Source organism: Priestia sp. ST2 (assembly GCF_055810735.1).
Map to the genome: position 1 here is coordinate 851,934 of NZ_JBVVNT010000003.1, position 13,714 is coordinate 865,647.

The 13,714-nt window shown below is 37.3% G+C and carries 11 protein-coding genes; 1 reads left to right on the forward strand and 10 read right to left on the reverse strand.

Annotated elements, in window-relative coordinates; genetic code table 11:
- Positions 1 to 217 precede the first annotated feature (217 nt).
- From pepF to mecA, 4 genes are all read right to left on the reverse strand, one after another.
- Positions 218 to 2,035 carry an oligoendopeptidase F gene (gene pepF, locus AC0KUU_RS16710; protein WP_028407481.1) on the reverse strand — a complete coding sequence of 606 codons (1,818 nt, stop codon included), beginning with the start codon at positions 2,033 to 2,035 and terminating at the stop codon, positions 218 to 220.
- A gap of 163 nt (positions 2,036 to 2,198) precedes the next feature.
- Positions 2,199 to 3,380, reverse strand: coding sequence for a competence protein CoiA (locus AC0KUU_RS16715; RefSeq protein WP_322551729.1), 1,182 nt, complete (start codon positions 3,378 to 3,380; stop codon positions 2,199 to 2,201).
- Between the two features lie 119 nt (positions 3,381 to 3,499).
- Positions 3,500 to 5,017: a cardiolipin synthase gene (gene cls / locus AC0KUU_RS16720; protein ID WP_013081764.1), complete on the reverse strand. Its 1,518-nt coding sequence runs from the start codon at positions 5,015 to 5,017 to the stop codon at positions 3,500 to 3,502.
- A gap of 214 nt (positions 5,018 to 5,231) precedes the next feature.
- A complete protein-coding gene (gene mecA / locus AC0KUU_RS16725; protein WP_013055427.1) occupies positions 5,232 to 5,912 on the reverse strand; it encodes an adaptor protein MecA in 681 nt (226 codons plus the stop codon).
- A 360-nt stretch (positions 5,913 to 6,272) separates the two neighbouring features.
- Between mecA and AC0KUU_RS16730 the strand changes: the two genes are divergently transcribed.
- A complete protein-coding gene (locus tag AC0KUU_RS16730; RefSeq protein ID WP_043980471.1) occupies positions 6,273 to 6,938 on the forward strand; it encodes a TerC family protein in 666 nt (221 codons plus the stop codon).
- 96 nt (positions 6,939 to 7,034) lie between these two features.
- Here AC0KUU_RS16730 and madM read toward each other — a convergent pair whose 3' ends face one another.
- The 6 genes from madM to AC0KUU_RS16760 form a co-directional block, all read right to left on the reverse strand.
- A complete protein-coding gene (madM, locus tag AC0KUU_RS16735; protein WP_043980472.1) occupies positions 7,035 to 7,796 on the reverse strand; it encodes a malonate transporter subunit MadM in 762 nt (253 codons plus the stop codon).
- A complete protein-coding gene (gene madL, locus AC0KUU_RS16740) occupies positions 7,793 to 8,206 on the reverse strand; it encodes a malonate transporter subunit MadL (RefSeq protein WP_043980473.1) in 414 nt (137 codons plus the stop codon). The genes madM and madL overlap by 4 nt, the downstream gene beginning before the upstream one ends.
- Before the next feature lie 195 nt (positions 8,207 to 8,401).
- Complete coding sequence (locus tag AC0KUU_RS16745; RefSeq protein WP_162213625.1) at positions 8,402 to 9,298, reverse strand: LysR substrate-binding domain-containing protein; 897 nt, start codon at positions 9,296 to 9,298, stop codon at positions 8,402 to 8,404.
- 201 nt (positions 9,299 to 9,499) lie between these two features.
- Positions 9,500 to 9,898, reverse strand: coding sequence for a transcriptional regulator SpxA (gene spxA / locus AC0KUU_RS16750; protein ID WP_013055422.1), 399 nt, complete (start codon positions 9,896 to 9,898; stop codon positions 9,500 to 9,502).
- A 418-nt stretch (positions 9,899 to 10,316) separates the two neighbouring features.
- A complete protein-coding gene (locus tag AC0KUU_RS16755) occupies positions 10,317 to 11,720 on the reverse strand; it encodes an amino acid permease (RefSeq protein WP_043980475.1) in 1,404 nt (467 codons plus the stop codon).
- A 432-nt stretch (positions 11,721 to 12,152) separates the two neighbouring features.
- Positions 12,153 to 13,517 carry an amino acid permease gene (locus AC0KUU_RS16760; protein WP_043980476.1) on the reverse strand — a complete coding sequence of 455 codons (1,365 nt, stop codon included), beginning with the start codon at positions 13,515 to 13,517 and terminating at the stop codon, positions 12,153 to 12,155.
- Positions 13,518 to 13,714 lie beyond the last annotated feature (197 nt).

The following is a 13,714-nucleotide window of genomic DNA, read 5'->3' on the forward strand; positions in this document are numbered from 1 at the left end:
TTAACTATGAAAATTGCTGGAATTACTCTAGGGGTTGTTATTCTTTTGGTTTCTTTTTTATTCTATATTTTATCTCTTATGCAGCTTGTCCCTCTCATTATCGCAGGCCCTCTCTTATTTTTAGCTATCCTTATTATTTTTACATTGCTTAACAATCACAACAAATTTCGAGGATTTAAAAAATGAAGCAGGATACAGCTCCTGCTTCATTTTAATTTTATTGATTTAATAAACGTTCCATTTCCGTTAATTTCTCTTCAAATACAGCTAGCGCTTCTTCAATAGGCTGAGATGTTGTCATGTCAACTCCTGCTTTTTTCAACACTTCAATTGGATAATCAGAGCTTCCTGACTTTAAGAAACCTACATAGCGCTCAACAGCTGCATCTCCTTCTTCAAGGATTTGCTTGCTTAATGCCGCTGCTGCACTGAATCCTGTAGCATATTGATAAACGTAGTAATTGTAGTAGAAATGCGGAATACGAGCCCATTCTAATCCAATCTCTTCGTCAATCACTAAGTTGTCTCCAAAATACTTTTTATTTAAGTCATAATATAATTTTGTTAATAATTCAGGTGTAAGCGGCTCTCCGTTTTGAGCGCGCACGTGCACATCGTGCTCAAATTCAGCAAACATCGTTTGACGGAATACCGTACCGCGGAATCCTTCTAGATAATGGTTAAGCAAGTACAAGCGCTGCTTTTCATCATCAATCGTTTTTAGTAAATAATCGTTTAGAAGCGCTTCATTACACGTTGAAGCTACTTCTGCCACAAAGATTGAATAATCTCCGTAAGGATATGGCTGCGTTTTTCTTGTGTAATAACTGTGTACAGAATGGCCAAATTCATGGGCTAGTGTAAACAAGTTATTTACATTATCCTGCCAGTTCATTAAGATATAAGGATTGGTGCCATACGTTCCTGAAGAATAAGCACCGCTTCGCTTGCCTTTGTTCTCATGAACGTCTACCCAACGGTTTTCAAATCCTTCTTTTAACACGTTAAGGTAGTCTTCACCTAGCGGTTTCAGGCCTTTTAAAATATAATCTTTTGCTTCTTCATAGGTTACTTCCATTTTTACGTCTTTTACTAAAGGCGTATAGAGATCATACATATGAAGCTCTTCAATTCCCAATACTTTCTTACGTAAATCAATATATCGATGCAATAAATGCAAATTATCGTTCACTGTTTTAACTAAGTTATCGTATACTTCTTCTGGAATGTTATTTGTGCTAAGAGCTGAGTGACGAGCTGAATTATAGTGACGAACGCGGGCACTAAAATTATCTTTCTTCACCGTACCGCTTAACGTACTTGCAAACGTATTTTTAAATTTACCGTACGTTTCGTACACCGCTTTAAACGCTTCTTCTCGTACGCGGCGATCGCTGCTTTCTAGGAAACGAATATAGCGCCCGTGCGTAATTTCTACTTCTTCTCCATTTTCATCTTTAATGGAAGGGAATTCTAAATCTGCGTTGTTTAGCATTCCAAACGTGTTGCTTGAAGATCCTAGCACTTCAGAAGCCTGAGCAAGAAGCGCTTCTTCGCTTTCTGATAAAATGTGCGGACGCTCGCGAGTAATTTCATCTAATGCATGAGCATATAACTTTAGCTCTTTATGTTCCGCCATGTATTGTTTAATTTTTGATTCTTCAATAGACAAAATTTCTGGTGTTACATACGATAGTGCACTTGCAATTTGGGTATAAAGTGTTTTGATACGATCATTTAACCCTTGATAAAAAGAGTTAGTGGTATCTTGATCGTAGCGCATATGAGCATATGTATAAAGTTTACTAACGCGCATTGTGAGCTCGTCTTGCTCTTGAAGAGCGTCGTATAAAGTTTGAGCGGACTCTCCAAGTTTCCCTTTGAATTTTTCCATTTGGGGAATAAGAGCTTTTACTTCTTCAAATTCTTTTTCCCATGCGTCATCTGAAGCAAAAATATCCTCTAGTTTCCACGTATCTTCTACTTTTATCTCGCTTCTACTTGGTAACTTTTTTACTTTTGATTGTTCACTCATGGTCATCCCTCCATCTTTTTCTACCTGTCTATAACTGTTCGCTTTTTCTAAGGCGAATCCTTTTTATTTCTTTCGTTATTGTATGTTGTTTTAAAAGAATTAATCAAAAGTCAGTACGCTTTTGAAAAAAGGATTCTTTCTTAAGCGTACTGATTTTCAGTGATTATGTCACTTCTTTTGCTTGATTTAACCACCTTTTCATCATTTGTCCATCTTCTAAAAAAGCATCAGATGTTTGCTTTGGAATCGTGTAGGGCCTTCTGATTTTGTATACCCCAGAAGTTATATACGTTAGCATCCCTAGCCGGCATAATACCTCTATATACTCAAACAGGGGCTGTTCCACAGCAACAGGGGCCATTGGCAAAGACCGAAATACAATATGCCTCTTATGAATTCTGTTGAGCCATAGCCGGCCTAACTCTTTTTCTGTAACTAAATCCCCTACTTGCTTGTGCTGCATTAAATCGAGAAGCAGCCACGTTTGCCATACAGTAGCAGACGTTTCAACCATGTATAAAGAAGGCAGCGGCATGCCTGCTTCTGCTGGAATATGGGAGGGAGGAATATTTTTTTCATAAAGAGCGTGTAAAAAAGGCTGAAGCTTCTGATTAGGATAAAGGATATAATGCGTTCTCCATGCCTTCTTTTTCTTTATCCACGAAGAGAAAAATTGAGGTTGTGTATGTGTAGAAAAAAGATCATGAAAGGTATGCTCGTGAGGAGAGAGCACGACAAGCTGTGCATAACAAATCTGAGATGAAAAAGGAATAAGATGTTCAAGTTTCAACAGTTGATTAGTAGAAGGTGAAAAATAAAGAAGTGTGGGCGTATAATCGGAAAGAGTAAGAAACTGCCACTCTTGAAAAGAAAGTTGATACATATAAGTAGATAAGCGCTTCATTCTTTTTGCCCCCATAATCCAAAGGGGCATATAATTTCCTTTCTCATAATGAATAGAACGTTTGGTTAGCGCTGAGGAAGATAAGGAAGCACATTGAAATTCGATTGCATATTTTTGCGAGGGCGTATCTACAAGAAGATCTGGACACTGCATAATGTCAGGAAGATAACTTTCTAACTCGACTTCAAGATGAGAACTAAACCAGTGAAACAGCTTTCGTTTTCCGTCGAGATGATAATCTGTTTCACCTTCATGCTGAGCGACGCACGTTTTTTTCAGGTGCGCAAAATGAGGGATTTTTTTTGTACCTACCTTTAACTGTACAGGGGATTGACAAGAGGGACAGTAGAACTGCTTTTCTTTTTTCCACAGCTTAAGCTGTTCAAGCGAAAAGCGCTGAGCTAGTGAAATGAGGCCTTCTTCTGTTTGGGCAACTAACAATCGTACATTTCTCCTTCCTATAATAGCGAGCTATATTCTTGTATTCGACACCTTTCTACTAAACCCTTTTCTTTCAGAAAAAAACCACATTGCACCGTACGCAATGTGGTTTACAGCGATTATAATAGCGGTGAAAGCAAACGAGCTGTTGACTCAAATAGCCGCTGTATAAATGGCCGCTTTTCAAAGTCTTTAAAGTGAAGCTCACTCGTTTCTTCTAAATCTTGCATATATTCATATACGAGCTTTTGAGTACTAGCTGTGCGATATAAAAAAGCATTTACTTCAAAATTCAAATGAAAGCTTCTCATATCCATGTTAGCTGTTCCAATAGAGGCAATTTCTCTATCAACAATCACAATCTTGCTGTGCATAAATCCTTTTTTATACTCGTAAATTTTCACACCTGCTTCTAGCAGCTCCGGAAAATAAGAGCGTGATGCATGAAAAACAATTTTTTTATCGGGCTTCTGAGGTACAAGAAGCCTTACATCTATACCGCTTAGAGCAGCTACTTTGAGGGAAGTAAAAATATCTTCATCAGGTATGAAGTAGGGAGAAGCAATCCAAATGGACTCTTTCGCAGACGTAATCATCGAAAAAAATAAGTGTTTGATAATTTCCCACTCACGGTCTGGTCCGCCGGCAATCATTTGAACACCGCCGCACTTTTCCATATCAATGTCAATTAAATCCGGTGATAGATACGTTTGAGTAAGCATCGTCTGACCTGTCATATAATACCAGTCCTGCAAAAAAATAAGCTGCAATGAACGGACTGCCTCACCCTTCACCATCAAATGGGTATCTCTCCAAAAGCCAAAATGCCGACTTTTCCCGAGATATTCATCACCAATGTTCAAACCTCCTACAAATCCAATTGTTCCATCAATGACTACAATTTTACGATGATTACGGAAGTTGATTTTATTATTGAGGAATGGAAGTCTGACCGGCAAGAATGGAATCATTTCTACGCCCGCGTTTCTTAACTCGTGAATATAATGCGGTGAAAGCTGAAAACTGCCCACGGCATCGTACAAGAAACGTACATAAACTCCTTCTTGTACCTTCTGAATTAAAATATCTTTAATTTGTTCTCCTAAGTGATCATGTCGTACGATGTAATACTCTAAGTGGATATGATGCCTTGCATGCTTTAATGATTCCATAATTTCGTGAAACGTCTCTTTTCCATTCGTCAATGCGCGCGTATCTGATGAAAAAGAAATTGGACTCTTGCCAAGCCTGACGGCTAGCTTCAGCATTTGCTTTCTACTGGTACCCAACTGTTCAAAGTGATTTTCTAATATACCGGAATCTCTTTCCATCTTTAAAAGCACCTGTTCATCCAGCTTTGCTTTTTTAGCAAATAAACGCCGTTTTCGCGTATTGCGTCCAAATAATAAATAAAAAAAGAACCCTATTACCGGGAAACCGCCTAATACTACGAGCCACGTTAGCGTTTGAGTTGGATGACGGTTTTCTAATGAAATAACAAGACCGATGAAAACAACACTAATCGTAATTAAGATACTTAGCACGCCAATAAATTTACCGTCCCAATATCCTTTTGTAAAATAAAGCAAAGCAATAATACCAATAACAAAAATTAAAAGCTGTAATCTATTTTTCAACTTGTTTTCACCTATCCTAAAACCAATCTTTCATCATTAATAACAGGTCTCTATACCGTTATTATCCTCAAACTTGTTATTTTAACACTACACTTTCCCGTGTAGGAACCAGCCGCCTGCTTTTTCCACCTAAATTGTTCGATATGAGCGGAGGGCATTTCCAAAAAAGAGGGCAAAACAAAGACCGATTTCATATACATGAAATCGGCTGCTATTATCGTAAAGGAAAATACTGCTTTACTTGTTCAAGTGCATTTTCACTGATTAATTCTTTTCCATATTCCATTAAACGATGAACTGTTACATTTGATTCATTTGCATATTCTAAAATGATACTTAAAATGTTATCAATTTCAGCTACAAAGTCTTCATCATCTGTAAACTCAACGTATAAATAATATTTTCCTTCAAACACGTACATGCTGTTGATGATATCATCTAACTCTAAATGGTGACTTAAGGAAATTAAATGTTCTAAGTCTTGAAAGCGTGCGACGAACTGTAGCCCTTCGTCTTCTATAATTTCTTCTTCAAAATCAGCTTTTTTATTTTGATTCGCTTGATGATCAAGCAACGCTTCAATTTTTCCATCTACAGGGATATCGATTTTATCATTTTCACCAACAGGTACTTCGAACTTTTGACCGTCTTTTGAAACTTGTGCTCTTGTTACAATAACCTCTAGCCCCTTCTCAAGCGCATGTACTTGAATCCAAAGAGGACCTTCTGCTACAAACTCTTCTTCTTGATGAATTTCGTCCATCATCTCCCAGAATAGCTCTTCACTGCGCTCACGGCTAAACCAAATTTCATTGCGATCAAATCCACGTTCTTCAATATCTACGTAAGTGACAAAGAATTTTACTGTGTTTTCATTAATGCGTTCGATTTCCATTATCATCTCTCCCTTCGGAAAAATCAGTGAAGGTAATCCGGCCATTTCGAACATTACCCCTAAACGATGAAGGGACTATTTTACCCCCGTGTTAAAGCAATATTACATGTACTTTCTCACTTTGTAAAGCATTCTAACTTGGGATATACAAGCATACACTATTTGAGTGAACCTTGTATATCTATTTTATGACAAAATGCGAAAGAAAGGAAATAAAAAATACTCTGACAACTCATAGCCACCTTACACCTTACTTTGTTATATACATAATCTCTTTACCCTATGAACGCTTTTTGTTAAAAATGAACACAGATAAAGCAATATGAGCTACTTATCCTTACATATTGGGAGGGAAGACTATTGGATTTAGAATTAATAACCTCCATTCTTCTTATTATCGGTATCGATATTGTATTAGGTGGAGACAACGCTATTGTTATTGCCTTAGCAAGCCGCAACTTACCTGAATATCAGCGAAATAAAGCTATTTTTTTAGGGACTGGCTTAGCTGTGATCGTTCGGATTGTACTTACTATTTTAGCTGTTTATTTACTAACTATTCCTTACTTGCAGCTCATCGGCGGTTTTTTATTAGTGATCATTGCCTTTAAGCTTCTTGTATCAGAAGGTGATGATGCATCTTCAATCCGTGCAGGCGTGACATTAGGCGCCGCTGTAAGAACGATCGTATTTGCTGATATTGTAATGGGACTAGATAATGTAATAGCTGTAGCAGGCGCAGCTCATGGAAATATTATCTTGGTCGTTACCGGATTACTCGTATCCGTCCCCATTATTGTTTGGGGAAGCAAGCTTATTTTATATTTGATGGAACGATTTCCCCTGCTCGTTTATGGGGGAGCAGCTATTTTAGCTTATACTGCTGGAAATATGATTGGACATGAAAAGAACTTACATTCATTCTTTGCAGCCCATACATCTCTAGGAACATTTATTCCGTTTATAACAATTGCTGTTGTGCTGATAAGCGGCATGGTTGTTAATAGCTTTCGTTCAACTAAATGATAAAGAAAAGGCCATACTAAACATTTTTATTTAGTATGGCCTTTTCTTTAGTTTAATGAGCACAGCAGTCTTTTATTCATAAAACACTTTGTACACTTAAAAAATAATCTCTGTGAGTAAAAAAAGAATAGATGGTACGAGTAAGCAACCAAGACCTGTATAAAATGTAGCTGTCATGGCTCCGTAAGGTACAAGTTTTACATCTGTCGCGGCTAAACCAGCTGCTACACCGCTCGTCGTCCCCATAACCCCTCCATAGATCATTGCTGTACGAGGGTTGTTTAATTTGATTTTCTTAGCAAATATCGGTGTCAAAATCATAACTGAAATGGATTTAATTAATCCTACAGCTATACTTAACGCGATAATATCAGAAGAGGCTCCAATCGCAGTTCCAGAGACCGGCCCCACAATATAGGTTACGGCTCCTCCTCCGATTGTGGTCAAAGCAACGGGATCTCTATATCCAAAACAAAGAGCAATAATTACACCTATTACAAAAGAATAGAAAACCCCAAAAAACAAGGCCGTAATTCCGCTGATTCCCGTTTTTTTCATTTCACTAAAATTGGCGCCGAACGCAGTAGCAATAATGGCAAAATCTCGCAGCATCCCTCCGCCCATTAAACCAATTCCTGAAAATAACTGTATATCAGAAATTCCTTTCTCTCCTCCTGTGTTCACTCCACCGATATAAGCAAGGATTAACCCAAACATAATAGCAATAGCAGATCCGTGAACTCTTCCTTTTGTTAATTTATCTGATAAAAAATAAGCAATATACATGACAATCCCAATAATAGCAAATGCCGTAATCAGCCCGTTATTTTCTAATCCTTCTTTGATCATATTCATCATTTGATCTGCTCCTTAGGTAAAATAGAAAGCTCTATTTCTTGTTCTTTCACCTTCGCTTTCTCTCCTATTCTGCTGATAAATGGTATGGATAAAAAGCCTCCTACGACTACTACCACCCCTGCAAGAAGCGCCATGCCTCCTCCATCAAGAGCAGCTACAACATTTTGCTGTGCAGACATTGCTACCACGATAGGAATATAAATACCTCCCCAAAAAGCAATGCCTTCTTCGGATTTTACTTGGAGCTTATTTTTCTTCTTTAAATAATCCACCGCTAGTACAAGAAGAAGCATGGATACCCCTACTCCTCCAACGTTGGCTTCTACTCCCATCAGCCCTCCTAATGCGTCCCCTACAATTACCCCTATCAACATGCAAATAGATAGCAGCGCTACACCGAAGATTATCATATTACTTCCTCCCCAACCTATTTTTGAAAGCGTTTACTTTATGGTTTAAAAATAGTGTAAAGGAAAAAAGTTGAATAACCTATGCATTTTTAGTTATATACTTATATCAAAAGTGATATAATACAGTTTTTCTCTACTGTTAACTTTAGATTTATTCGAAAAAGAAATAAAAATCATGACATTTAGTCATGATTCTTATACGTATTCATGAGGCATACCGGAGCGTAAATGTTTAAAATAATCAATCACAAACTGCCTGAAGATTTGTTGTAAATCCGTCACATAGCCTCCATTGTTCCAAGCTAAAAAGATAGTACGTTCAAATGTTTCCTCTTCAATTTTCAGCAGTTTTACATCTTTTCCTGTAGAACCTCCCCAAGTTACTTCAGGAATAAAACCTATTCCTTGCTTCGCTCTAATCAAACCTCTTACTGTTGCTGGATCATCGCTTTCAAACGTAATTTGAGGTACAAAATTCTGTTCCTTACAAATTACATCCGTTATTTTCCTTAGCTCTTTCCCTTTCTTCAGCACAATGAATTTCTCATTTTTAAGTTCATTTAACTTTACACGTGATTGCTTGGCTAAAGGATGATCAAGAGGCACTGCAAGCAAAATCGATTCACGAAGCAAAGGAGTATGTTCGATCTGACGGGTTGTTAATGGAAAAGCTGAAATGCATAAATCGAAATCAGGCTGTGAATTGCTATTAGTCAAATGCTGCATCAGTCGAAAACGCACCTGAGGATATTGTTCACGAAACCTGCTTAATAGCTCTGGAAGCAAATGTGAACTAGCTAATACAACAAGGCGAATTTCTTCACATGGGTCGTTCGACATATCCTTTAGCTCGTGCTTTGCGTTTTCCAATGTTTTTAAAGCAAGTTCTACTTTGGCACAGAATGCTTTGCCATATCGATTTAATTTAATGTATTTACCGTTTCGATCAAACAAACGAATGCCTAGCTCTTTTTCTAACTGTGAAATCGTTTTGCTGAGCGCAGGCTGAGATACGTATAGCTCTTCGGCCGCTTTACTTATATGTTCTAGTCTAGCAACTACTTGGAAATATTTTAGCTGTAAAAGCTCCAATCCGTTCACCACCACTTTTATATGTTTAAATACTCTCTTTCTTTACTAATTACATATATACTTCATTTTCCCTGCTATTTCGACAAAAAATAAGCAGCAGAGGCCCTTTGGCTCCCTGCTGCTTATTTTTTATATACCAACTTCAAGCAAACGTTACTTGGTTGGTTTCTTATTTAAATCTTAAACAGACAAATATAGAAATTAACCATTCACAAGTCTTTGAGCTTCGCGAAGTTGGAAAGTACGCACTTTACGTGGTAAGAAACGACGGATCTCGTCTTCATTGTAACCAACTTGTAGACGTTTTTCATCAATGATAATCGGACGGCGCAATAAGCCAGGATTTTGCTGAATTAATTCATACAAATCTTGCAGAGGCATAGCGTCTACCTGAACGTCTAGTTTTTGGAAAGTTTTCGAACGTGTTGAAATGATTTCATCTGTTCCATCTTCTGTCATACGTAAAATTTCTTTAATCTCGTCGATTGATAACGGCTCTGAAAAGATATTACGCTCTGTATATCCAATATCATTTTCCTCTAACCAAGCTTTCGCTTTACGACAAGATGTACAACTTGGTGATGTATATAATGTAACCATTTACTCCTTCACTCCTTCTATCATAATCGGTCATAACATTTAAAACATGAACTGTAAATCATGTTGTTTTATACAAACTTCAACGAGTGTAAATATTTAATGACTGATAATGAAAATCGATACTACTTTATAATTACTTTTAAAAAATAATATCTATTTGCATTATACTATAAACTTCATCGGAATGATATACTTTTTGAAGTGAACTAGTACATTAGTTCGTTCCTTCACTGTCATTATTTTCATTGCCGATTTTCTTCATTATTTATTTACCACACTACTATTACGAATAAACCTGTAGATTAGTTTCATTTTTTTTATTATTTTTTTCTTTTACAAATTCCTCAAATTTTTCAGTCACTAAAAAAGCCTTGCAGAAGAACTGACATTCTGCAAAGCTTTTGAAATAACCTTTTATTTATTTAATAGCTGATGTGCTTTTTCCTCGTCTCATTAAGATAGGATACAGTAACAGCCCGATTACAAATAAGCCAATACCTAAGAAAAATGTTTTTAAATCAGCTGTCCCTGTCTTAATCACCCAAAGTGAATAAATAAGTGCTAACGAGGCAATGATTCCGTCTTTTACTCGCGACCCTTTAATCGTGTCGTACGTCTCACCCGTCACAATAAGCTTTAATTGATAAACTGTCGTCACGAAATAAGGAACTAAATAAGCGAGAGTAGCTACAACAATAGCGAAATTATAGGCTTGCGAAACTGTACCTGAAATAGTCGCAAACAAAAACAACTGTGTTAAGCCATTTGTTAATGTTAGTGAGCGGGCTGGACTATTGTTCTGATTTGTTTTAGCAAACCACTGTGGAAACAACCCTGATTTCGCTGCTTGATAAGGAACTTCTGCACTAACAACAATCCATCCAACAGTAGAGCCTAATAAAGAAATAAGTGCTAAAATGGCCATTACGTAAGCACCTTTATGTCCAATCACCATTTCTAACGTATCTACCAAAGGTTTTTGAGACTGCTGAAGCTGAGCTGTTGAAAGAATCCCCATAGCTAGAAGCGTAATCCCCACATAGATAACCATTGAGATCAATAATCCAAGCAGCGTTGCTTTCTTCACTACTTTTTGTGATTTTGCACGGTTAGATAACAGTACAGCCGATTCAATTCCGATAAACGCCCACAGTGTAGCAATAGCTGCCCCATTGACCTGACTTCCCAATCCTACATTTATACCCTTTGAATTAACAAATTCTGTACTAACGAGGTTGGATGCGCTAAATAGCGACAGCGCCACAACAATAAATAAACCGAATCCAATAATTTTAGCTGCTGTTGTGATGAAGTTAATATTACCGGCGCTGTTAATATCTCGCTGTAAAATAGCTTGAATTCCCCAAAGTACAATAGAACATACTAAAAACGTAATAAATTTTCCAGCTTCTAATTGAAAATCTCCGACTGAAAATAAAATATCCTTGCTCTCCATTACTGGAAAGAACGTTGTTAAATATCCAGCAAACGATATGATGACAGATGCTGTTGCAGCCCAGTTAGCTGCCCAATAGCCCCAAGCCATGCTATACCCTGCTACTTTACCTGCTTTAGGCGATGAAAAAAGATTCGCCGCATAACTTTGAGGCCCTCCTTTTAATTCGGGCTTTCGCATGACTAAGTTTCCAAATACAAGAGCAATCATGAACACGCCCAGACCTGTTGCAATCCAAGCAAGTGTTGAACCGACTGGACTTGATACGTTTGCTAAATTAGAAGGAAGCATAAATACTCCGCCGCCTACCATATTACCAACTACAAAGGCTGTTAAAAACCAAAGTCCCCATTTTTTATCTTTCATTTGCTGTGTCTCCTTTTGCTTTCTAAAAGCTTAAACTTTTGAGATAGAAAGCTCGATGCTAATCTATTAACACGTAAAAATTATTTGTTTCTTCATTCATCTCTTCATTTGTTTAACAATATAATATATTAGCACACTAAAGCAAAAAGTGAAATAATAAATCCTTCATTTTCTTTTGGAAAAAAATGCGGGTGGGACACAACTACATCAATCTAAAGATGAACAAATGGGATATATGAGTTCGTATGGATCCCGCTTGTTACATCGCTGTTGAGAGTCTCCCCCTTGCCCTCCAATTCAATAGCTAGAAGCCCTACATACAGTAAACCTATGTTCACCATAAAAAAATCCGAACGAGTTGAATTCTTAATCAAGAATTTAACTCGTTCGGATCTTCCTTCAACGAAACTACTTTTGTCCGAGCCTTATTTTTTATCTTTTATGAAAACCTTTTGAATAGTAGACAACAACCAATAAAACAAACCATACCGGACCTACAATAAGGGCTATTCTTGTATCAGAGGAAAAACCCATCACCACTACTACTCCCGCTAAGAAAGCAAGAGAGAGATATGACGTATACGGGAAAAACGGAAGCTTATATTTTAAATCACTTACTTGCTGATCGTTTAATCCCTTGCGGAAGCGAATTTGAGAAAGTAAAATAATTCCCCATGTCCAAATTGCTCCAATAGTGGCAATACTCGTCACCCATGTGAACACCTTATCAGGAACAACATAGTTTAAGCCAACTCCGATTAGCAGTACAACAGCTGAAGCAATAACTGCTGCACCAGGCACGCCGCCTTTTGTTAAGTTAGCATAGCGTTTTGGAGCTTCCCCGTGCTGAGCTAAATTAAATAACATACGGCCTGTACTAAAAATTCCACTGTTACAAGAAGATAAAGCCGCTGTTAACACTACAAAGTTTATAATCCCTGCTGCAGCGGGAATTCCAGCTTTATCAAATGTTAAAACAAATGGACTTCCTTGTGTTCCAATCTCTGGCCAAGGATAAATAGACATAATAACAAACAAAGCTCCGATGTAAAAAATCAAAATTCTCCACAGTACATTATCAATTGCTTTTGTTAGTGTTTTTTCCGGATTTTTCACCTCTCCTGCTGTTACCCCAATCATTTCAATACCAAGGTAAGCAAACATAACCATTTGAAGTGATAAAAGAACACCTTTCATGCCATTCGGGAAAAAGCCCCCGTGACTCCATAAATTACTGATTCCTGTTGCAATACCGCCATTTCCAATTCCAAAGATAATCATGCCTAGGCCCAGCACAATCATAAGGATAATCGTTACTACTTTAATAAGAGAAAACCAAAACTCTAGTTCGCCATATGCTTTTACAGCTAAAAAGTTAACCCCTGTCATGATAACGAGTGCTGCAAGTGCCCATATCCACTGAGGTACACCTGGGAACCAAAACTCCATATATACTCCCACAGCTGTAATTTCAGCCATACATGTAATAATCCACATAAACCAGTAGTTCCAGCCTGTTAAATAACCAGCAAGTGGTCCTAAATAATCGTTAGCATACTTACTAAAAGAACCGGCTACTGGATTTTGTACTGCCATTTCACCTAGCGCTCTCATAATAAAAAACATAATAAGACCACTGATTCCATACATGATAAGAATACCAGGACCCGCTAACCGAATAGCGGATGCAGAACCTAAAAACAGTCCAACTCCGATAGCTGCACCTAAAGACATTAAGCTAATATGTCTTTCCTCAAGTCCACGGCTTAATTCTTTTTCTTGCGTGTTCCCTTGCATAATTCTCTCTCCTAACATATCCATTTCATTTAATAGCGATAGCGGCTACGTGTATAGTATTAACTTATTTTTTAGCTAAATAATTCTAAACAGTGTATGTACTAAAAATCTGATATTGCAAGTTTCACACCTACACTTTTACCGTTCTCACATCTATAAAATACAATATTAAAAAAACTTCACTTTGTTCATTTTAT